Here is a 23224-nt window from a genome sequence, read left to right as displayed (position 1 = left end):
CGTTGCCAGCCGCAGCGCCAATTTGGAGCCACGCAAATGACCGCAGACACCATCAACACCGAAGCCACCATCGCCAACGCGGCCACAATCGCGCATGAAGGCGATGTCGAGGGCGCGACGCTGACCCAGGGGGCCACCCAGGTCCAGCTGCCCCAGGGCGAGAATGTGGTCCGAATCCAGGTGACTCCTGGCGAGACGATCCAGCTGCCTTTCGCCCAGGACCGGATGGTGGCGCGGCTCGATGACGGCAACGGCAACCTCGCCGTTCGCGTTGGCGATATCACGGTGATCCTGCAGGGTTACATCGCCGCCCAGGGCGAAGCGGATGTGAATCTTATCGACAGCAACGGCGACACCATTGACGTGGCGGTTGTGGTGGCAGCGACCGATCCGAACCTCGATATCGAAACGGCGGCAGGCCCGGCCGCTGGAGCGCCTGGCGCGGGTGTCGACAATAACGGCGGTGTGTTCTCGCCCTTTGATCCGGCCGCGGGCCTCGGCGGCCTCAACGGCATCGGTGGCCTCGATCCCACACTCCTCAACTACCGCCTGATTCAGCGCGAGGCGGTCGTGTTCGAAGAGGACGAGGAAGAAGAGGCCGCGCTGACGGAGGGTTCGACGCCGGTCATCACGGTTGAAGACACCTTCGTCAATGAAGACGATCTCCAATCCGACCGCTATTCCGACTTCAAGCTCCAGTTCGCTGCTGTAACCGAAACGGACGGCAACGATCACATGGATGACGACGACAGCGATACCGACGGTCCTGCCAAGGAGCCGACGGCGAACATCGTCAAGGTCGCGGTTGATTACGGTACCGATCTGCCGATCGACCCTCTGGCGGCGATGCAGCTCTTGGCCGGAGGCTTTCCGGTCCTGACCTCGAATGGCGAAACGCTCGACTATATAGACGTCAACGGTGACGGCTCATTCATCCAGGCCATCCGCCCGAGCGACCAGGTTGTCATCTTCGAGGTCGAGGTAATCTCGGTCGATGTCAGTGGCTCGGTCGCGACCTACGACATCCTGTTCTCGCTGATCAATCGCCTCGATCACCCGGACACCGGAGAAAGCCCGCAGGATCAGGATCTGCTGACCATCCCGCTCCCCTTCCAGGTTACTGACAGCAATGGGACGATCGCTGATGGCAGCTTCAATGCCGTCGTCAAGGACGACGTGCCGACCGATCTCTATATCTACAACGCCAATGAAAGCGGCAATTCGGACCAGAATCCGGGCGTTGTCGATGAAGACGACGTAAATGCTTCCGGTCATCCCGGAACATCGGAAAATGGCGATGACGCGGCCGGCGTGACGGCCAGCGGCTGGGTTTCCGTTTCCTTTGGTGCAGATGGCCCGGCCGATACCGTCTATGACGGAGAGTTAGTGGTCAGCGGCGCCTTTACTTTCGACGTTGCCGCCGGTAGTGCGACCGGCCTCAAGAGCCTCGCTGGCGACGACATCCTGTTCGGCGTCACCGATGCCGTGCATGTCTTCGGTTATGTCGATGGCGAGAACGATCCCTATTTCGAAGCGACGCTCGATCCGCAAAGCGGCTATTGGACCTTCACTCTGTTGCAGCCGATCCAGCATCCGGCGCAGGATGACGGCGACAACGAGAACGGCACCGAGACAGCCTGGGAAGACAATGTGCCCCTGACCATCGGCGTCAAAGCAACCGATGATGATGGCGATTTCCTCTCTTCGGTCATCAATGTCAGCATCGACGATGATAGCCCGACCGCCAATGACGATGTCGACAGCATCGAAGCCGGCGACACCATTGCGACGGGTAACGTGCTGACGGGCGTGGATATCGGTGCCGGCGAGGATGACAACAAATCCGACGGTGTTGCCGATGTTACTGGTGCTGATGGCGGCGCGGTGTCCAAGCTCGAGGGTGAGGGCATTGATGCTGACGGGTCCGACGGCTTCTCGGTCGACGGCAAATACGGCACGCTCGTTATGGACAAGAACGGCAACTATACCTACACACTCAATCCCAATGCCGTGGTACCTGATGATGCGCAGGAAGTCTTCACGTACACGCTGACCGATGGCGACGGCGATTCCGACACCGCGACCCTGTCGATCACCGTCCCTGAAACCATCATCGATCGGGCTGGAGGCTCGGCAACGATCAGCGGCTGCGTCGCCGAGGATCTGCAGCCGGGCCAGTGGAGCGGCGATCAAACCGCAATGCCCGAGGCTCTCAGCGTCAGTTTCACCCCCGCGGACAATGAAACCGTGACCGGGGGCTCAATCGATATTCCGACCGGCTGGTCATTGCAGGTGTGGGATACGTCCGGCGGCGGCTCGGAAGTCGCCCTGCTCGCGGCGGGCAGCGGCGTCGACATCGATCCTTATATCGCCGGGGTGCTGAGCGGGACGCTGGAACTGCGGCCGGTGCCGCCAGCGGACAGCGATGTCGATGGTGCGTTCACCCTGCATCTCGATATCCAGGATCCGGACTCACTCCAGACCGGGATGGTGAATCAAAATTTCACGGTCTATCTCGACGCGGTGGCTGACAAGCCGACCAATGTCACCATCTCGATCAGCGATGACGGGTATGAGGTCAACGACAAGGGATCCAAGATCACTGAAGGTGCCGATGACGGCATCTTTACGAAGAATGAAACCGGCTCTCTTTTGGTGACGGCGAATTTCAGCGACACGGACGGCTCGGAAACGCATACGGTCCGTGTCGATCTCCCAACCGTATTTTCGTTCCAGAACCTTCCGGCGAATATCCCTGGTGTGGACAGTTGGGTCCTCGATGGCAATGATCTGGTCCTGACCCTGTCACAGGGCACGACATCCTTCAGCCATGAATTCGATATCATCGCGAGCGGGCTAGGCGGCAGCAGCACCCATGACGCCTATGCCTCGACCGATCCGTTCAAGGTAACGGCAAAGGCGGTGGAAGCGCCGACCGACGGTGGTTGCGGGCCGGGCGATACCGATGCCGATCCAAGTGATCCGGATGGGGCGCTGGACAATCAGTCAACCACGATTGCGACGCTCTTGCGCCCGAACATCCTCAATGGCGAGTTCGTCACCAATACCAACGTGCAGAAGCAGGTGGCGCTGGTGACATTCGTGGACCAGCAGGATCCGCTGCGGGCCTACGCCCAATTGGTCGTCCGCGGCTCGCAGGGTCAACAGGGGGCTATCCTGACGGATGCCGGCTTCCTCATCGACCCCACGCACGATTATCTGGTTGGCGCGGAAGCGACGGCGGGGACGAAGGTCATCATCACCGATCTTACGCTGGAAGGCGTGCGCATCGTCGACCCTGGCAATGCCCAGGTCGAGGTCGACAACAACCCGACCGGGGCGAACGAAGGCACAGCCATCGTCACGACCATCAATCCTGATGGCGATGCCGGTACCTATGTCGGGTTCGAGTATTCCAAGGATGATCCGAATGCCGCTGGCAACGGAGCACTGACCGATACCGATGCCGCGACGGTCGATTACGTCTTCGGTGGTGCCGGCAGCGACACCATTACGGCCAGCAAAGATGGCACCAACATTCTCAACGGCGGCGACGTCCTGGATCCGGCCAATAATGGTGCGGACATCGCCATTGGCGGCAATGGCACCGATGTCCTGGTCTTCGATCCTCTCGATACGCTGAATGGCGGCGCTGGCTTCGACATCGTCCGGGTCGACCAGGGTGCCATTTTCAACACGATGACGGCGGAGGGCTTGACGCTGCCGGCTGGTCTCACGAATGCGACGGTCGATATGCGTGATGCGAACATCACCAATGTCGAATCGATCCTGATCACCGAGGAAGCAAGCCCGAACGGGGCCGGCACAAAGATCATCCTCAATGCCAGCGACGTGATCGATTTCACGGACAATTCCGAGGATGCCGACGGGCTGGAGGGCGACACGCTCTATGTCATCGGCAGCAATGGCGATTCCCTGGAATTGCATCTGGACGGCGGCATCACGGTGAGTTCGACATCCATCGTCAATGATGACCTGCGCGGTATGGCGTTCACGCAATACAACCTCAGCAATGGCGGCACGCTCATTGTCGACAGTGATGTGACCGTCAGCACGGTGGTCTGACGTCCGATGTCATGGGAAACCCCTCCCGGCGGGACATAGTGCCCCAGCGCCTGACGGGATGGGCCGGGCGCCGCGGCGAAAGCCGCGGCGTCTTTTTTGGACAGGCCGCTGATTGGTCCCGACTGGGTTATTCCCATCACAGAAAAAGTGCCACGATTGTGTGACGCGGTCGGGAATACCAGGTTGTGTCGCTCGTTATCGAGGTTAGCCGCAATCGCAACCCCGGCCGACCGAAAGTGGGCATCGTGATCCAGAAGCAGAAGAGAATTCCCGTTCGACACTTCCTCGGCGATGAGCGCGGCGCCGCGGCGATCATGGTCGGCCTCTCCTTGACAGCGCTGATCGGGGCGGTGGGCATCGGCGTCGAGATCGGTAGCTGGTACGCGACTAAGCGCCAATTGCAGACTGCGGCCGATGCGGCCGCCATGGGTGCCGCCTACGACATGTATCAGGTGGGTGACGCGTCCTCGATCCAGACCGCCGCGGAAGCCGACGCAGCCAAGAACGATGTCATGCCAGGTGACGGCGTCACGATCGTCGCTGTCAACCCGCCCGCAATCGGCAAGTTCGTCGGCAACAACAATGCTGTGGAAGTGACCATTACCGAGCAGCCCTCGATGATGTTCGCGGCACTCTTCCAGGATTCCATCACACTTGCTGTGCGCGCGGTCGCCGAGGTGAAAGTGCTGGGCGAGGCCTGCGTCCTTTCGCTTTCTCCTTCAGCGCCGATCGGTATTCAGCTTTCTGGCAGCGCCAATCTCAATCTCGACGGTTGCGGCATGTTCTCCAACGCGACTTCCGCCACATCGATGACCACCGCAGGCGGCGCGAAGCTGGACGTGATCGCTGACTACTTCGCCATGGTTGGTGGCTATCAAGCCAATGGCAGCGCCGTGCCGGTGCTGGACAACGGCGCACCGCTTACCGGCCAGACCAGCATGGCCGACCCGTTCAAGGACAAGGTTCTGCCGCCAGCGCCCGGCACCACCTATGCGGATCCAACCTTTGGATCGGGCGATACCTGGGCAGCAACTGGCGCCGGCAATGCCGCCTATTTCGATGAAGGCCTGACTTTCGGCAGCCAGGCCAATGTGACGATTCCCAGCTCCGTCACGGAGATCTATGTCAAGGGCGATCTCAAGATCAATGCCGGGGCGGTGGTCAATTGTACCTGTACCTTCGTGCTGACCGACGAGAATTCGAGTGTCACGATCAACGGCAACGCCGATGTCAACATTACCGCACCCTCGGCCGATGGCAGTCCGACGCCGCGCTATGGCGGCATCGCCATTTACAATGCCGCGGCAAGCTCGACAACGAAGAGCTCGTTCAGCGGGACCGGCAACACCAATCTGCAGGGTGCGATCTATTTTCCCAACCAGGAAATCGATTATCGCGGAACCAGCAATAGCGGATCGAAATGCACCCGCATCATCGCCAATAACATCGTGTTCATTGGTGACACCGCAGCGCAGGTCCAGCCGTCGGCCGCCAACTGTCCGAAGATGATGGATGGTGTCGATTTGATCGCGAAGTCGGTTCCGGTGCTGGTGGAGTAGTCGATGTTCAATCAGTTCAAGCACCTGCTGTCACGATTGAGGCGCTGCGAACGAGGCGCGCCGGCTGTCGAGTTCGCCCTTGTGGCGCCTCTGCTGATCCTGATGCTGATGGGCACCCTCGACTTCGGACTTGCCGTCCGAGCGAAATCCGAAACCGAGGCTGCAGCAAGGGCCGCCCTGCAAAAGGGCTTTGGCAATATGTGGGATACGGTGGCGATGACAACGGCCGCGAAGGCGGCTCTCTCTTACGACCCGACCGTGCAGGACACCTTGGCGCTCAGCACGATGCCCAGCTGCTATTGCAACGGGGTACTCACGGACAGTGGCGATACCTGCACCAAGGAATCAACCTGTGGCGGCGGCGGCCGTCCGGAATATTACCTCACGATCAACGTCACCCGTACCTATGACATGCTGCTTGATTATTTTATCGTCTCCGACACGCTCAATCTGACCGCGTCGGCGACTGCGAGGACGCAACCATGAGAAAACATCCGCGGTCCTTTCGGCATCATGAAAGCGGTTCGGTCGCGGTCGAATTTGCTTTTATTTTTCCGGTCCTTCTCATGTTCCTTCTCGGCGTGATGGAGTGGGGTCGGTATATGTATGTCTATAACACGCTGCAATTTGGCTGCGAGCAGGCTGTCCGCTGGGGCGTCTACAACATCACAGGTCCTGCGACCGATATCGAGAATTATGCCAAGTCGCAGATGGTCGGTGTCAATCCGGACGTAACGGCGACAATCGATGCAGGTGCGAACTCGGTCGAGGTGAATGCCTCGACGCAGTTCAACTTCGTCAGCGATTTGGTATCGCCATTCCCCAGCATCACGATCACGGCGCGCGCGCGCATGTAGACGGGTCACCGATTGCGATCACGCTTTCCTGATCTGCACCCGGATGCAAAAGCGCGCCGCGCATCCTATCTGATGAAGCGGCGCCATAGCGGAGATAGAATTCCATGAAGCTCTCAAGTATCGTTCTGTTGATGGCGCTCTCCGTTGGATTCGGCTCTGCTGCAGCGCGTGCTGACTCCGCGGCTGAGCCGGGCGCCACCGCGCCCATCCTCTCGGAATCAGCCGGCAATGTCGGCGACATCATCATTGATGAGATCGAGCGGCGTATCATCCGCAGTTATTATCAGCGGCAATACGATCAGTGGAATCATGGCGCAGGCAAGGGGCAGGGAAAGGCCAAGAAGAAGGCCAAGGGCATGCCGCCAGGCCTTGCCAAGCGTGGCGAGCTGCCGCCCGGTTTGTCCAGACAACTCGTCCGGAACGGCCATCTGCCACCGGGCCTTGAGGGGCGCGACCTGCCGCCCGAGCTCCTCCGGCAGTTGCCGCCGCTACATGCGGGCTACCGCTATGTCGTTGCCGACGACAAGGTGATGCTGGTCCAGAGTGCGACCAACGTCATCCTCGACGCTCTGACAGTGGCAGCGATCGATCTGGTCGACTAAGAGCGGGCTATTTGCGCAGCAGGCTGGGCTCGCTTTGCTGGTCGGCGGCATTCACTCGAGCTTTTGCCTCAAAGTGACCTGAAAAGTCGATGCGAACATTGTCGCCGGCATATTCGTTGACATAGGTGATCATGCGATAGCAATCGGGCCGGATGAAGACGGCACGATTGCGTTTGGGCATGATCACCTGGCCAATGCCCGGGTCGAAGACAAAGGGTGCCTCGCGTTCGCGATCAAGCCAAACATTTGGGCTTGCCTTGCCATTCCCATAGAGGTGTACGGTGTCCTTGCCGAGCGTCGTGCGTGGGTCCAGAACGACCAGCAGGCCACCCCAATGGATGTCCCATTGCGGCGCCATAAAATAGGTGAAGGCCCCCTTGTTCTGTGGCTGATGGTCTTGGTGCAGCGACATGCCGGATCGCGCCGGATAGATATAGCTGTGAATCGTGAAGGCGCCCCAATCCAGGCCGCGCCGGCCGATCAGTTTTTCCGCGTCCGGTGCGATGAAATCAATGCGCTCGGCCATCAGGTCAAACGCCGTCTTGGTCGGATACTCCCAGGAGCGCTTGTCACCCTGGTGCCTGGGTTGTTCCTCGAACACGCAGTGGCTGAGGCTGCGCATCGGGAAGCCGTCATGTGGCCTCCAGGCGCGGCTGATGCGCCCGCCCATATTGACATGCTGGTAATCGGCATAGATCGCCCAGCGATAGACCTCGTCATAAATGAGTTCAGGCAGGAAGTCGTCGAAGATCAGGACTTGGTCGTTCTCCAGCACCTTCTTGGGCAGCCGTTCGAGGCCGGAGAGATCTGGCGTCGGCGCCGGCGGGTTGCTGTCGGGATCGGGGAGGGAGCCATGCCTGATCTTGCGCAGATCGAGCGAGCGTGCGGGCGAGACGATTACATTCAGTCCAGCGCTCGGCGTCGAGGCAGATGCGGGCGCCCGCTTTGATCCGACGATGCCCTCTCGGGCGCGCGGATCGGCTATTTGGCTGGCGAAGTGAATCCCGGCAAATTGCTCGAAATCGGCCACCGAACGGATAGCGCCGAGACCAAACCGCTCCAGGTCCCGTAACGGCTCGCGCTCGTCGCTGCTGGCAATGCCCAGCAAGTGTCGCAGCCGTTTACGGCTCAGCGCGCTGCCCAGTGCGCTGATATTGCTGTCGCTGGCGGATACGTGAACGGCATCCGGTAGTGGCCACAGGATACGTTCCGGCATGGTGTAGATATTCCATCCCCAGCTCCACAATCGCACGGAAAGCGAGATGTCTTCCTCATTCTGGCTGATATGCGGATCGAGCGGCACCTCGCGGAAGGCTTGCGCCGGCGCGAACAGGAGCGACGCCCGGCAAAAGGCACTCGGTACGGCCTCATTCTTTTGTTCTTTTACCGGTCGTTCGCCGACGATCGGGAGGCGGCTGCGCTCGTCGAAACCGGCAAAGACAGGCTGTGACGGCTGGTCCGGATTCTGGGCTGCGTGCAGTTCGATGCCCGCGGTAAGCACAGCCTTGCCGTCCTCGCATCGCACATGCATGCCGAGGAGCCTGCTATCCCAACCCTCGTTCAGGCGATGACGATGCGGCAGGCTAAGCACAAAATCCTCGCGCATCATGAGGCGGAGAGCCTGAGCCAAGATGCAGCCATTCGCCAAGGCGCGGTTGGCATCAATGCGGGCGATCCGCACTTGCCCGGGGCGGGTTGTGTCGATACTGGCTTCCGCATCATCCGTGGGGGCCATCTGCCACGCGATGCCGATTGTGACGCGATCTGGAAACTGCGCACATGCAAAGATGTTCGCGACGATTTCGCCGATCTCTGTGGCGTCGCCAGCAAAGATCGGCAAGGCGACGAAGATCGCCTTTGTGTCGATCGCCTGCTCGTCCTGGGCAGCGTCTGTTTCATGCCGAGTCATTGGGGCTGCTCCGAATGCCTGGCTTCTTGGTGCATACTGGGAAGGAGGACGGTGACTTTACTGTCGATATACACCTGGACCGGCGTCGATCGAATTCTGGCAGTGTAGAGATGATAGGTGCGGCCATCCGAGCCGGAGTAATTCACCGGGTCGCGATGCCAGTCCTCGGCATCAAACGCGGAGAATTCGACCAGATCCCGTTCGTTGCCCTTGATGAAAACGATGTTGTCGCCCTTGGTAAGGTTGCTGACCGAGGCCGCGTCCAGGATGACATGCACGCCTTCCTCAAAGCCCGCAACGCTGCGCGGCGCGTCGACACGTCCACTATTCCAATCGGTCCGGTCAAATCTGACTGACATCATCGCAAGCCTCCCCAGCGTCTAGCGCCTTTCTAGGGGAAGGAGCGGCTGGCCGATCCCCGCAGGCGCTCATGAAAACGGGGCTGCAGGGGCGAGTATTCCTCTGATTGTAGACAGTAACGCTCAATATGGTATGAGTTCTGGCGAAATCGCATGACTATTAATTAATATGTCGACTGCCGCCGGATGGTTGCGATCGAGCGCAGCGTTCGGCAGCCTGACTTTGCGGGCGTCGATCACGCAACGCGCCTGGATTATGGCGCCGAAACAACCATACCAGCGCGACTTCGGGTCCTGATAGTTGTTTCGGTGTCGCGTGACGGACTGTGCCGACATTTGTGCCGGCTGCAAATGATTGTAGTTGCGGATGCAGCGGCTATTGCGGTCAGTAAGAAGTTGATAAGACGCAATTTTCTGACGTTCCCGCTGTCCGATAGTTTGTGCAGAGTAGGTTTGCTAAACCGTTATAGGGGTTAAACCCTATCGTGGGTTCGAATCCCACCCCCTCCGCCAATTTCTTTGCCTTCTTAATTCCACCATAATCGTCGATGGACCGTGTCCTCGGTGCCCAGTTTTTTAGGGCAGCGATGTGGCGCAATGGCAACTCGGCTTGCGTTGATTCGAAATTTACTAATAAAAGCTGTATCCTGACTCAAATTTACGAGACGCCGCGCCATTGGAGCTCGTTTCAAAAATATGCACAGCTCGATCAATGTCTTCGACTTTTAAAAAAAACACCCGTACTCGCCGTGTGACGAAGCTTTCTCCTGATTCGCGCGTACGCCCTCGATCGCGCATAGGAGGGCGCGTGGCTAATCGGTTCGACGGGCCGGATAGCCGCGAAGTACTTATTGATGCGCTGAGAGGCCAGGAGGTCATCGAGCATGACGGAGCCTTAGCCGCAGCAATTGCCGATATTGCTACGATAGAGTCGCTTAGCGCCGGAAAGAACCTGATCAAGCAAGATGAAGACAATAACGATTTGTTCTTCATACTTCAGGGTACTGCCAATATTTACGTGAACAACCGACTAGTTGCTTCTCGCGGCCCCGGAACCTGCGTCGGCGAAATGTCTCTCATTGATGCCGCGTCTCCTCGGGCTGCGACGGTGCGCGCGATGACCAAAATGGTGGTCGCAAAGCTAACGGAGAATCAGTTTCGGCAGGTGGGGCAGGCATTTCCGTCCATCTGGCGAGCGTTTGCGCGTGTTCTCGCCGATCGACTGCGCCAACGATCGGTTTTTCATCGACCACCAAATCCGGAACCCGTGCTGTTCCTGGGATGCTCGGCGGAGGAGCTGCCATTAGCAAATGCCATCCGAGATGCATTGGCCGGCGACAAGATAGACGTCCGCGTCTGGAACAATGGGATATTTGGACCGTCCAGCATCACACTTGATACGCTCTTGGCGGCGACCAAGGATTCAGATTTTGCAGCGCTAATTTTTGGCGCCGACGATTGGGTGATCTCGCGTGGCCGAAAATTGCCGGCACCACGTGACAATGTAATTTTCGAGCTTGGTTTGTTTATGGGCCAATTGGACCGCGAAAGAGCTTTTGTCATTAGTGGGTCGAAGAATATCAAAGTGCCAAGCGATCTACTTGGGTTGACTCATATTCGATCGGGGGCAGTAGGGACAAAGCAGATTGGGATGGCTGCGAAAGAGATCAGTGCTGACTTGAGAAAAGCAATTCTAAAACTTGGCGTTAGATAAATTATGGCTATCAAAGAAGATTTGGAAACAAACATTGCTGTTATGCTTCGTTCCAGTTGGACCGAGCGTGATGGCACTGTCGTACCTGAACCCGAAAGCATTAAACTGGGGAATGACGGTGTCAAACTAGACGCGGTATGCCTTTACGCCGATATGGCGCAATCTACTGCGCTTGTGAATGCTCGAAGCGCTAGGTTTGCAGCGGAAATGTACAAAGCGTTCTTGCTCTGCGCCTCGCGGCTCATCAAAGAAGAGTCCGGGACCATTACTTCGTTCGATGGCGACCGGGTGATGGGAATCTTCATCGGCATAAACAAGAACACCCGTGCCGTAAGGTGTGCCATGAAGATTCACTACGCAGTAGCAAATCTGATCAATCCTGCAATTCGAAAACAATACCCTACGGTCGACTATACGATGAGGCATGCTGTCGGTGTCGATAGCAGTGAAATCCTCGCCGCAAGGACAGGTGTGCGGGGAGCGAATGATATAGTTTGGGTTGGTCGGGCGGCAAACTATGCCGCTAAGTTGTGCGACTTGCGCGATGGTAACTACGCGACTTGGATCACAGAGGCTGTTTACAATACAATGGGCGATGAAGTGAAACTGGGAGGCAATCCAAAACAGAGTATGTGGGAGAAGCGTCTTTGGACGCCGATGAACAATGCGCCGATCTATCGGTCAAGTTTCTGGTGGTCTATTTAGCGTGTGCCTGTTTGGTACACTGTATGGCACCGGGGATACGACAATTTCGCAGAATTAGCCATTATTTGAGGGTGTGGTTAATTTTCCATCCCCTCCGCTATTTTTTTATTGAAATCGTTCTCTGTCGGGGCGAAGTGGTCTCGCTGCGTATCGCCGCGTCTCGCCCCTAGCCCCTCGCCAATTCCTCACTCATTGTGCGGTGAATCTGACTCTACACCCGAGTTGGTGTCGTCGACGAAATCGTGCGCCGATACCTTCGTATGGTTGATAGCACGCCCTTCCAAGGTGCAATGTCGGTGCTGAAATCCACCAACGAAATCGGAGATAGAAGATGACCGACAGTTCCACCTCTTCCCCCTCGGCCGCCACCCGCCGTGCCGTGTTGACCGCGGCCTCGGTCGCGGCCGTTGCCGGTGCTCTGCCCGCTGCCGCGGCGGCGCAATCGCTGCAGCAAGTGGCGCAGGCGACGGGAAAGCAGCAGAGCAGCGGTTTCATCACCACCTTGGACGGCACCGAGATTTTCTACAAGGATTGGGGCAGCGGTCAGCCCATCGTCTTCCATCACGGCTGGCCCTTGAGCGCCGACGATTGGGACGCGCAGATGCTCTATTTCCTCGACCAGGGTTATCGCGTCATCGCCCATGACCGGCGCGGTCATGGGCGCTCGAGCCAAACGGCGACCGGCAACGACATGGATCATTATGCGGCCGATGTCGCCGCCCTCGCCGAACGGCTCGATCTGCGCGACGCCATTCATATCGGCCATTCGACCGGCGGCGGCGAGGCCGCGCATTACGTCGCCCGGCACGGGAAGGGCCGTGTGGCCAAGCTGGTGCTGATCGGCGCCGTGCCGCCCATCATGCTGAAGACGGAGGCCAATCCCGGCGGGTTGCCGATCGAGGTCTTCGACGGCTTCCGCCAGGCGCTTGCCGCCAACCGCGCGCAATTCTATCTCGATATCCCGAGCGGCCCCTTCTATGGCTTCAACCGGCCGGGCGCCAAAATCTCCGAGGGCGTCATCCGGAATTGGTGGCGCCAGGGCATGATGGGCGGGGCCAAGGCGCATTACGATTGCATCAAGGCCTTCTCCGAAACTGACTTCACCAACGACCTCAAGGCCATCGACGTGCCGACCATGGTCATGCATGGCGATGACGATCAGATCGTCCCCATCGCCGATTCCGCTCTTCTCGCGGTGAAGCTGCTCAGCAAGGGCACGCTCAAGGTCTACGAGAAATTCCCCCACGGCATGTGCACCACCCATGCCGATGTGGTGAACCCGGATCTGCTCGCCTTTATCCAAAGCTGAGCCGCTTTTTCGACCGATAATCTGCTCAAAGGGAAACCGCGGGGCCGTCCAGCTCCGCGGTTTTGCTTTAAGTTCCGGAGCCGGGATCGGGATCGCCTCGCCCCATCGCCCGCGATTCGTGGTTTGGCTGGCTTTTGCCTGTGGCTCGCCGGCCACGTCGCGGCATTATTAACGCGGCATTAACCAAACACACACCTAAGTATATTTATTCTGCGAGCCGTAACCCGGTTTTGCCCAAATTGGGGGTGGCCGGCTGTGATGAACTTACAATAATTTTAGCAAAATTCTGTGTTCGCACCTGCTAGTTTAACTTCTCATCAGGTTTCACGTTTCGGCAGACAAGTTCCTTGGGAGCCCGAGGATTGATTTTGGGGGATATGATGCGGCGGGGGTTTGGCGTGGCTGGCGTGCTGTCCTTGGTGACAGCAACCATGATCTCGGGCGGTGCAACGGGCGCGCGCGCCGAAACGCTTGAGCAGGCCTTGGCCGGTTTGCTGCAGAGCAGTGATCGGGTGACGGCAGCGCAACTCAATTTGCAGGCCAACACCGAAGGCATCGACGAGGCGCTCTCCGCTTATTATCCGAAAGCGGCCATCACCGGCGATGTCGGCTACGAATACACCGACTCACCGTCGCTCCGCGATGACGGCGACAGCCCCTTCAGCACCGACCGCGAAGGTGTCGCCCTCACGGTGACGCAAAATGTCTGGGATGGCTGGCGCCGCGAAGCGACCGTTGATGTCGCGCGCCTCAACGAACAAGTGGCGGGGCTCAGCCTCGGCGCCACGGTCCAGGACGTCCTCTTCGAAGCGATCACCGCCTATCACGAAGTGCTGCGCCAGACGCGCCTCATCGAGATCGCGAAGTCCGACGAAGAAAATCTGCAGATCCAGTTGCAACTCGAAGACGAGCGCGTGCAGCGCGGCTCGGGCATCACGGTCGACGTGCTGCAGGCGAAATCGCGCCTGCAATTGGCCAAGGAACGCCGCGTAGCCCTGGAAGGCCGCCTGCGCCAGGCAGTCGCTCGTTATCAGCAGGTCTACAGCACGGCGCCCGACGTCGCCAGCCTGGTCGATCCGGTTCCGCCCATCGCCTTGTTGCCCGCCGATATGGAAATGGCCGTCTCGCTGGCGCAGGACGACAATCCCGCCCTCAATGCCAGCGCCCGCGGCATCGACATCGCCAGCCAGGAACGCATCGCCGCGCGCAGCGATTTCTTCCCGCGCCTCGATCTGGTGGGAAGCGCCGGCTACGACAATGACGTCGATGGCGTCGAAGGCTACCGCGAGAACTATTCGATCGTGCTGCGCGTGACCTGGGAATTCTTCTCCGGCTTCGCCACCCAATCGCGCGTGAAGCGCGCGGGCGCCGTCTACAGCCAGCGCATGAGCGAATACAACGATGCCGGCCGCCGGGTCGCCGAGGAAGTGCGCCTCGCCTGGGAAAATCTGGAAACCTCGAAGGAGCGGGTCGAACTCCTTCAGAACGCCGTCAACATCGCCGAGGAAGTCTACGCCGCCCGCCAGCGCCTGCGCGAAGCGGGACAGGAATCCTCGATCAACGTGCTCGACTCGCTGAGCGAGCTCAAAACGGCACAGATCAATTTCGTCGATGCCAGTTACAACGCGCGGCTCTCGGTCTACCGCGTGTTGCGCGCAGTCGGCCATCTGCGGCCGCAGGACATGGGGCTCTCCGAGCCGGAACTGACGACCGTCCAATAACAATCTGCATCGGGTCCGTGGATCGGCTCGGCAAGAGGAGCGGGAATAATCATGGTTGCGACACCGGAACTTGATCTTGGCGGCGACGGCCGGCGATTGGTCGTCCAGGCCGACGGTGGCGAATCGATCGCCTTGCCGGGCGGTACCGATATCCTCAAGGCCGATTTCCACCATGTCGGCGACGATCTGCTGATCGAAAGCGCCCAGGGACAGGATATCGTCGTCAAGGATTACTTCGCGCAAGAGGCATTGCCGGATCTGCTGATCGGCGGCCGCGCCCATTTGAACGGCGCCCTGGTCGACCGATTGGCGAGCCAAGGCGGCGACCTTCTGTTCGCCGAGAACAACACCACCCAGAGCGACACCACACCCCAGCTCGCCCAGGCCGGCGAGGCGATCGGTACTGTGGAGACCGTTGCCGGCACCGTCACGGTGCAGCGCGCCGACGGCTCGACCGCCAATCTTGCCGGCGGCGATCCGGTCTTCCTCAATGACGTCGTCATGACCGATAGCGAGGGCGCCGTCGGCATCGTTTTCATCGACGGTACCACCTTCTCCCTCTCCGCGGGCGCCCGCATGACGATGGATGAAATGGTGTTCGATCCGGCGAGCGGCGGCGGCAATTTCGTCACCTCCGTCCTGCAGGGCACCTTCGTCTTTTCGACCGGCAGCATCGCGCCCAACGGCAATATGGAAGTGAACACGCCGGTCGGCACGATCGGCATCCGCGGCACCACGGTCGCGGCGCGCATCGCGCTTGAAGGCAGCGACACGGTGATCATGCTGCTCGCTGATGCCGACGGCCATGTCGGCCGCGTCGTCATTCAGAACGCCGGCGGCATCCAGGAAATCAACCAGGAAAACGCCGCCGTCACCGTCACCAGCTTCTTCATCGCCCCGGGTCAGCCGGTGATCCTCACCGGCGATGAGGTTCTGCAATATTTCGACGAAGTGCTGCAGCAACTCCGGCAGATCGAAGGCACCGGCCCGGCTGACGAGCAGGGCGGGGCGGCCGAAGATGGCGACGCCGGCGATCAGGCGGCGCTCGAAAACTTCGATCCCGACCAGATCACCACGGCGGCGGGCGGCGAGGAGCCGGGAGATCTCGCCGATCTGGAGCCCGTCGATCAATTGTCGGAACTGCTGGGCTTCGTGCCCGATCCCCTGCAGGCGGTCTCGTTCATCTCGATCAATCTTGCCGGCAATATCACCAATGCCGGGATCACCTTCGGCAATGCCAATCCGCAGCCGGGCTCGATTTCGCTCGATTATCTCGATCCCAGCACGGGCACGCCGACCACCACACCGGATTCGGGACCGTCCTTTATCTTCTTCACCGGCGGTGCCGGCAACGACACGCTGGATGCCTCCGAGGCCGGCGGCCCGGCCTTCATCACCGGCAGTGCCGGCGACGATACCATCACCGGTTCCGCCAATGACGACCAGGTCTTCGCTGGCGGCGGTGATGACGTCATCGTCGGCGGGCATGGCGGCGGCAACGATTTCTACGATGGTGGCGATGACGACGATACGCTGGTCTATGCCAGCACGGATGAAGGCGTCATCGTCGATCTCGCCAACGGCACGGCTTTCGGCGACAAGGATATCGGCACCGACACGCTCGCCGGCATCGAGAATGTGGTCGGCGGTTCCGGCAACGACGCGCTCATCGGCAACACCGAAAACAACGAATTGAGCGGTGCCGGTGGCGCCGATCTATTGTTCGGCGGTGGTGGCGACGATTATCTCGCGGGCGGCGAAAGCGGTCACTATATCGGTGGCGCCGGCAATGACGGCGCCTGGCAAGAAGATGTCGACATTGCAATCTTCACCGGCAACGCCGCCGATTACCTCATCGAGGTGAATGAGGGCGGCTATATCGAAGTGACCGATCTTCGCGACGGCGGTGACGGCCATGACACGGTTTATGAAGTCGAAATGCTCCGCTTCGCCGATCAGGACGTGCTGGTCAGCGATCTGGAAGACGGCCTCAACCGTGCCCCGACCGATATCGGCCTGGAAGGCAGCTTCATTCCCGAGGACACCGCCGGTGCCACCATCGGCTATCTCTATGTGTCCGATCCCGATTCCGAGACCGAGCAGGAATACCATACCTTCTCCGTCTCCGATGACCGCTTCGAAATCGTCGAGGGCGTCTTGCGCCTGAAGCCTGGCGTCTCTCTCGATTTCGAGACGGCCGAGGAGACCAGCATCGAGATCGAAGTGACGGCAACCGATTCCGGTGGCCTCAGCGTCACGAAGACCTTCACCTTGACGCTTGAGAACAGCGATGAGGGGCCGGTAGATGGCGACCCCGTCGCCAACGAAATTCTCGAAGGTGCTGGCGGCAACGCCTATACCGGAATCGATGTCGATGTGGCCGGCTCATCCGACGCTTCCTATTCGATCGTCAACAATCAGGAAGGCGAAGACGGCAGCTATTTCTGGATCGACAACAATGGCCAGATCCGGACGCTGTTCGGGGACTTCGATTACGAAACCCAACAGAGCTATCAGATCACGGTCCAGGCAATCGTCGATGGTCAGGTTTCGACCCAGACCTTCACGGTCAACGTCAAGGATGTGAACGAATCCCCAACCGAGATCGTCGATACGAACGAAGCGCCGAACGCGGTCGCGGCGGATGCGGAAGCGGGTGCCGTGGTCAATCTGACGGCCCAGGCGCTGGATCCCGATACAGGCGAGACGCTTACCTATTCTCTGGCTCTTGATGCCGGCGGCGCCTTTGCCATCGATCCGACGACCGGCGTCGTAACGGTCGCCAACCCTGCCATTCTCGGCGAAGCCATTGGCGGCAGCCTCAACATCGTCATTCAGGTGATGGATTCCGCCGGCAATATCTATCAGCAGGGCTATTCGATCGCGGTAACGGAAGGCAGTGGCGGCGAAGGCCAGCCGCCGCAACTGGTCAACAGCGAGCTCGTCATTGCCCTGGGCGGCGAGAACTTCGTCGGCGATGCGGAACTGCTGGTGAGCGATCCGGATACCGATGCGTCGAATATCGTCTATACCCTGGACAGCCTGCCGTCTTCGACCAGCGGCTATCTCACCCTCAATGGCGTGGCACTGGAGGTCGGCGATACGTTCACCCAGGCCGACATCAATAGCGGCCTGTTCAAGCTGGTCGGCAACACCGGCAATCTCGGCGACGATGCCTTCACGGTTTCGATCTCGGACGGCGTCAATACGCTCCACGACCAGACCATCCATATCTCGGTGGTCGAGAATGGCATCGTCGTCAACGGCGATGTCGGCAACCCCGCTGAGGACGATCCCCTTATCGTCGGCGATACGGGCACGGGCCGCCTCGACATGGTGGGCGATGCCGCGCTTTCGCGCGGCTCGATCATTCTCGGGAACCAGGCGGGCAGCATGGGTACCCTGAAGGTATCCGGACCGGAAGCCGATCTGACCGTCGGCCCCGACGGCATCTTCGTCGGCAAGGGTGGTGAGGGTCACCTCGCGATCGATAATGGCGGCACCGTCATCAGCAATGGCGGCGGCAACAACCTCGTCATCGGCGAACTCACGGGCAGCGTCGGTCTCGTCGAGGTGATGGGTGGCGTGAACATCTCCGAAGGTGGCGGTCAGCCCACCTACTACCCTAGCCAGTTGATCATGAGCGGCACCGATAATGCGATCATCGTGGGGAAGCACGGTTCGGGCGAGCTTGTCGTCTCCGACGGCGCAATTGCCGGGACGCTGCAGATGGTGATCGGCGCCGGAACCGGCAGCGGCGAAGTCACCGTCACCGGGGAAGGTTCCCTGCTGCATGTGTCCTCCCTCTACGGCCATCACAGCGACGATCTCGATACCGAATTTGACGACGAATCCAAGGAATCCGGGACCGTCCGCATCGGCCAGGAGGCCGGCAGCTATGGTCTTCTGAGCGTGCTGGCGGGCGGCACGTTGCTGATCGGAAACGATGAGGGAACCGGTGCTCCCGGTATGCAGCTCGGCGTGAAGGGCGGCAGTCAGGGCGATGTGCTGGTCTCCGGCGCGGGTTCGACCCTCGACATCGTCGAAACCACGAACGGTGCCAATCTGGGCTACGGCTCCTATCTCGAAATTGGCGTTGCCGGTCACGGTGTCATGACCGTCGCCGATGGGGCCGAGGTCAATGTCATCGGCGAGTATGCCCGTGTCGCTCTCGGCACCGAGCTTGGCGGCTATGGCGTGCTGCTGATCACCGGCGCCAATTCGACACTCAATCTCGTCGGCGAGGACGCGCGCCTCGAGATCGGCGGCTATCACAATCAGGGCAATTCAGTCGGCAAGCTCAGCGTCGGCAACGGTGGCGTGCTCCATGTCGATTCAGGCGGTGCCGAATCCACCTACAATATTTATGTCCACGCCGGCTCGCTGTTCGAGATTGACAATGGCACTGTGGAGGGCAGCGTCGAGCTCGACGGCGGCACGCTGCTGATCCGCCAGGGCAATGCGACGATCGACGGAGATCTGAGCCTTGTCCTTACTTCCTTCAATTCAACCTCCTTCATTTCCACTTTGTCCATCGACGTCACCGGCATGGAAGCGATGGAGCATGGCCACCTCGACGTCGACGGCTTCTTTGACATGTATTACGGCGCGTTCGAATTCAACTTCAGCGGCTATCTCCCCCAGGACGGCGCGCAGTTTACGTTCCTCAATGCCGGCAATGTAGATATCAACGACGCCAACATCGCGCTCATCGCCAAGGGCGTCAGCGAGGATTTCGATTTCCGGATCAACAAGACCTCGACCTCGGTCACATTCGAGGCCCTCAATGATTCCGATAACGGCGACTACATCGTCGCCAAGGGCGGCGCTCAGAACGATTATTTCGATGGCGATGACGGCTTCTATCTGAATGCCAGCGGCGGCGCCGGCAATGACGATCTGATCGCCGGCAACCGGATCGGCGACGGCCACCACACCCTTTATGGCGGCCTCGGCGAGGATATTGCGACCGGGGGCAACGGCACGGATCATTTCTACTTCGCTGCTGCGAGCGATGGCTTCTATCGCACGAACGCGCAGGGCGCCGAGAGTTACGACCGCATCCTCGGCTTCCAATCCGGCACCGACAAGATCGTCTTCAGTGCCGCCTATGACGCGGCGGGCGACTGGGATCCGGGGCAGGTCTTTCAGGAAGGTGTTAACTTCCTGAAGATCTCGGGGACCTATACCGGCACCAACGCTGCCAGCGCGGATTACGATATTGGCAAATCCGTCCTGATCATGGACGATACCGGCACCCTCTATTACGACGACAACGGGTCGGCGGACGGCTACACTATCGTGGCGAAGGTGGAAGGCGGCGCGCAGGTGGCTGCCAGCGACATCACCGTGACGGCGTGATGCCGTCATTTACAAGCATGGTGACATGAGCGATCCGCAGGCGAAAATCGGCCATCGTTACGGCCTCCTGATGGACAAGATAGGTCCGGCGCTGCCGGGCCTCCTGGTCATGTCGCTGTTCATCAATCTGCTGGCGCTGGCGGCGCCGCTCTTCGTGATGCAGGTCTATGACCGCGTCATCTTCCACGCAGGCCTCACCACCCTGCAGGCTTTGGTGCTGGGGATCGCCGCCGTCATCCTGTTCGATTTCATCCTGCGCCAGGCGCGGAGCCGCGTGCTGCAGCGCGTGGCCTTGGCCGTCGATGTCGATCTCGGCCGTGCCCTTTTTGCCAAGGTGGCGCGCCTGCCGCTCCAGGTGCTGGAATCCCGCCCTGGCCATTCCTGGCAATTCCTGTTCCGCGATCTCGAAACCGTGCGCAACACGGTGGCAGGTGCGGCCATCGTGGCACTGGTCGATCTTCCCTTCATCGTCTTCTTCCTCGGCCTGGTGATCTGGCTGGCGCCACCTCTGGCCTGGGTCTTCCTGATCGTCGCCATCGCTTTCGTCCTGTTGGGACTTTGGAATGGCCTCTCGGTCGGCCGCGCCTCAAGGCTCGAGCGCGAGGCCACCATCCGCCGTGACCGGCTCTTGAATGAAATCGTGCTGGGTCGCGCGGTGATGAAATCGGCGGCCATGGCTGGCCCCTTGCAGGAACTCTGGGAAGAAGGCCAGGCCGCCAGCATCAAATCCTCGATCAAGCGCGGGCGCCTTGCCGACGGATCCATGAATGCCGGCGCCAGCCTGGGCGTCATTGCCACCATCGCCCTCACCAGTGTGGGCGCCATCGCCATCCTGGATCTCGAAATGACGGTGGGCACATTGGTGGCCGCCAATCTTCTCTCCAGCCGGCTCATCGCTCCGCTGTCGCAGCTCATCTCTTCCTGGCGGTCGTTGGCGGCCCTGCGCGATTCCGCCGGGCGCCTCACCGCCATCCTGGCCGAACCCGATGACCGCCGCGACAATGCCATCGACCTCCCCGCACCCAGCGGCAAGTTGCAGATCGAGGCTGCGAGCTTTTCCTATGACCCCGAGGCGGCACCGGTCCTCAACAACATCACTTTGCGTTTCGGCCCCGGCGGTCTCCATGCCGTGGTTGGCCCCAATGGCGGTGGCAAGACGACCTTGCTGAAGCTCGCTCATGGCCTTTATCCGCCGGGCAAGGGCCGCGTCCTGCTCGACGATGGCGATATGGCGCAGTTCAGCCGCGATCAGCTCGCCGCCTGGATCGGCTATGTCCCCCAGGACGGATTTCTCTTCAGTGGCACGGTGCGCGAGAACATCGCCCGCTTCGCCGGCAATGTCAGCGATGCCGAGATTGTCGCGGCGGCGCAGATGGCCGGCGTCCATGGCTTCGTCTCCGATCTGCCCGACGGTTATGAAACCCAGGTAGGCGAGGGCGGTTCGCGTTTCTCGACCGGCCAGCGCCAGCGCATCGCCATCGCCCGCGCGCTCATCGGCAATCCGCCGGTCCTGCTGCTCGATGAACCTACCAGCAATCTCGACCGCGAGGCCGAGGAGGAATTGCGCCGGCACCTGACCGAAATCGCGCGCAACCGCACCGTCATCGTCGTCACGCACAGCCCTGCCTTGCTGCAGGCCAGCGACAGCATCACCGTTCTCGTCAAGGGCGCGATTGCGCTCGCCGGCCGCGCCGATCAGGTTCTGCCGCGCCTCATGGGCAACAATGTCCGGCAGGTGGGGACATGAGCGTCGCACTCGATTCCTTGCGCGAAGATACCCGGTCCTCCGGCTGGAAGGTCCTGGCGATCGTCAGCATCGGCCTGATCTGCGCCTTCTTCGTCTGGGCTTCCATCGCGCGCTTCGATCAATTCTCGGTGGCTGAGGGCGAGGTGGCGCCCTCCGACAAGGTCAAGGTGATCCAGCATCTCGAAGGCGGCGCCATCGCCGGCATCTTCGTGACCGACGGCCAATTGGTGAAGGCCGGAACTGAACTGGTGGCCGTGGAACTCGGCCTCAACAGCGCCAATCGCGAGGAATTGCAGGCGCGCCTCGACAGCCTTGCCTTGATGCGGGCGCGATTGATGGCGGAATCGAGCGGGTCGCCGCTCTCCCTGCCGGCCGATCTCGTGGCGCGGCGGCCGGATCTCGCCGCGGCCGAGGAATCCGCCTACAGCGCCCGCCAGACGGAGCTCACCAACCGCATCGAATCCGCCCAGCAGCGCGTGCGCCAGCAGGAACTGGCGGTGGGTGAATTGCAGGCGACCTATAACGCGACCGCGACCGATCTGGAGCTCGCCAACAAGAACCTCGCCATGTCGGCCGATCTTCTGCGCGACGGCCTCACCTCGAAGATGGAACATCTGGCGCGCGAGCGCGAGGCGAAGCTTCTCGAAGGCAAGCTCAGCGCGCTCCGCCAATCGATCCCCAAGGCACGGGCGGCCCTCGAGGAGGCGCAGCACAATCTCAACGACGAAAAGCTCAAGTTCGATCGTACGTCCTATGAGGATCTGGGCCGCGTCGAACAGGACATCTCTGCCACCAATGAAATGTTCGCCGAGGCCACCAATCAGGCTTCGCGCAAGATCATCCGCGCGCCGGTCGACGGCATCGTCAAAAATCTGCGCTTCCACACCATCGGCGGCGTCATCGGCCCCGGCGACCCGATCATGGAGATCGTGCCGGTCAACGACAATGTGGTGATCGAAGCGCGGCTGCGGCCGGAGGATAGCGGCATCGTCGAGCTCGGCCAGCCGGTCCGCATCAAGGTCAGCGCCTATGATTTCACGCGCTTCGGCACGCTTTCCGGGACACTCAGCTATATCGGCGCGGATTCGGTCGCCGATGACGAGGGCAACACCTATTTCCAGGTCATGGTGACGCCGGACCGGGCCTATCTCGGCGACGAGCCGGGCGAATTTCCGATCCGCCCCGGCATGACGGCCATCGTCGACATCCGCACCGGCAACCGCACCGTGCTGGAATTCCTGCTGAAACCGGTCATGCGGCTGCGCTACGACAGCCTGCGCGAGAGCTAGAACCGG

14 protein-coding genes are annotated in these 23224 nt (G+C 60.4%); 12 read left to right on the top strand and 2 right to left on the bottom strand.

Features of this window, described 5'->3' with window-relative positions:
* The first annotated feature begins 36 nt into the window (after positions 1–36).
* The 5 genes from ACE3PR_RS09775 to ACE3PR_RS09755 all read left to right on the top strand — a co-directional run bounded on the left by ACE3PR_RS09775 (position 37) and on the right by ACE3PR_RS09755 (position 7104).
* Positions 37–4086, top strand: coding sequence for a DUF5801 repeats-in-toxin domain-containing protein (locus ACE3PR_RS09775; RefSeq protein ID WP_374371140.1), 4050 nt, complete (start codon positions 37–39; stop codon positions 4084–4086).
* 185 nt (positions 4087–4271) lie between these two features.
* Entirely contained in the window at positions 4272–5645 is a 1374-nt protein-coding gene (locus ACE3PR_RS09770; RefSeq protein ID WP_374371138.1) for a pilus assembly protein TadG-related protein, read from the top strand.
* Between the two features lie 3 nt (positions 5646–5648).
* Positions 5649–6131 (top strand): TadE/TadG family type IV pilus assembly protein, encoded by a 483-nt coding sequence (locus tag ACE3PR_RS09765; RefSeq protein WP_374371136.1) that lies wholly within the window; start codon positions 5649–5651, stop codon positions 6129–6131.
* Positions 6128–6502, top strand: a complete 375-nt coding sequence (locus ACE3PR_RS09760; RefSeq protein WP_374371134.1) for a TadE/TadG family type IV pilus assembly protein — start codon at positions 6128–6130, stop codon at positions 6500–6502. Before ACE3PR_RS09765 ends, ACE3PR_RS09760 begins: the two co-directional genes overlap by 4 nt.
* Before the next feature lie 104 nt (positions 6503–6606).
* Complete coding sequence (locus tag ACE3PR_RS09755; protein WP_374371132.1) at positions 6607–7104, top strand: hypothetical protein; 498 nt, start codon at positions 6607–6609, stop codon at positions 7102–7104.
* A gap of 7 nt (positions 7105–7111) precedes the next feature.
* Here ACE3PR_RS09755 and ACE3PR_RS09750 read toward each other — a convergent pair whose 3' ends face one another.
* Positions 7112–8944, bottom strand: a complete 1833-nt coding sequence (locus ACE3PR_RS09750; RefSeq protein ID WP_374371130.1) for a GlcNAc-transferase family protein — start codon at positions 8942–8944, stop codon at positions 7112–7114.
* Between the two features lie 65 nt (positions 8945–9009).
* Entirely contained in the window at positions 9010–9375 is a 366-nt protein-coding gene (locus ACE3PR_RS09745) for a hypothetical protein (RefSeq protein ID WP_374371128.1), read from the bottom strand.
* 805 nt (positions 9376–10180) lie between these two features.
* Between ACE3PR_RS09745 and ACE3PR_RS09740 the strand changes: the two genes are divergently transcribed.
* The 7 genes from ACE3PR_RS09740 (at position 10181) to ACE3PR_RS09710 (ending at position 23218) form a co-directional block, all read left to right on the top strand.
* A complete protein-coding gene (locus ACE3PR_RS09740; RefSeq protein WP_374371126.1) occupies positions 10181–11086 on the top strand; it encodes a TIR domain-containing protein in 906 nt (301 codons plus the stop codon).
* A gap of 3 nt (positions 11087–11089) precedes the next feature.
* Positions 11090–11791 carry an adenylate/guanylate cyclase domain-containing protein gene (locus ACE3PR_RS09735; protein ID WP_374371124.1) on the top strand — a complete coding sequence of 234 codons (702 nt, stop codon included), beginning with the start codon at positions 11090–11092 and terminating at the stop codon, positions 11789–11791.
* Positions 11792–12122: 331 nt separating this feature from the next.
* The gene (locus ACE3PR_RS09730; protein ID WP_374371122.1) at positions 12123–13100 is read left to right on the top strand and encodes an alpha/beta fold hydrolase; all 978 of its coding nucleotides are present in this window, start codon (positions 12123–12125) and stop codon (positions 13098–13100) included.
* Between the two features lie 398 nt (positions 13101–13498).
* Entirely contained in the window at positions 13499–14821 is a 1323-nt protein-coding gene (locus ACE3PR_RS09725; RefSeq protein WP_374371120.1) for a TolC family outer membrane protein, read from the top strand.
* A 51-nt stretch (positions 14822–14872) separates the two neighbouring features.
* Positions 14873–20182: a cadherin-like domain-containing protein gene (locus tag ACE3PR_RS09720; RefSeq protein ID WP_374371118.1), complete on the top strand. Its 5310-nt coding sequence runs from the start codon at positions 14873–14875 to the stop codon at positions 20180–20182.
* A 25-nt stretch (positions 20183–20207) separates the two neighbouring features.
* The gene (locus ACE3PR_RS09715) at positions 20208–21929 is read left to right on the top strand and encodes a peptidase domain-containing ABC transporter (protein ID WP_374371115.1); all 1722 of its coding nucleotides are present in this window, start codon (positions 20208–20210) and stop codon (positions 21927–21929) included.
* On the top strand, positions 21926–23218 hold the full coding sequence (locus ACE3PR_RS09710; RefSeq protein ID WP_374371113.1) for an HlyD family type I secretion periplasmic adaptor subunit: 1293 nt from the start codon (positions 21926–21928) through the stop codon (positions 23216–23218). Before ACE3PR_RS09715 ends, ACE3PR_RS09710 begins: the two co-directional genes overlap by 4 nt.
* Positions 23219–23224: the final 6 nt, after the last annotated feature.

This window comes from Dongia sp., assembly GCF_041909655.1.
Taxonomy (GTDB): domain Bacteria; phylum Pseudomonadota; class Alphaproteobacteria; order Dongiales; family Dongiaceae; genus Dongia.
This window is presented reverse-complemented; position numbering and strand designations above follow the sequence as displayed.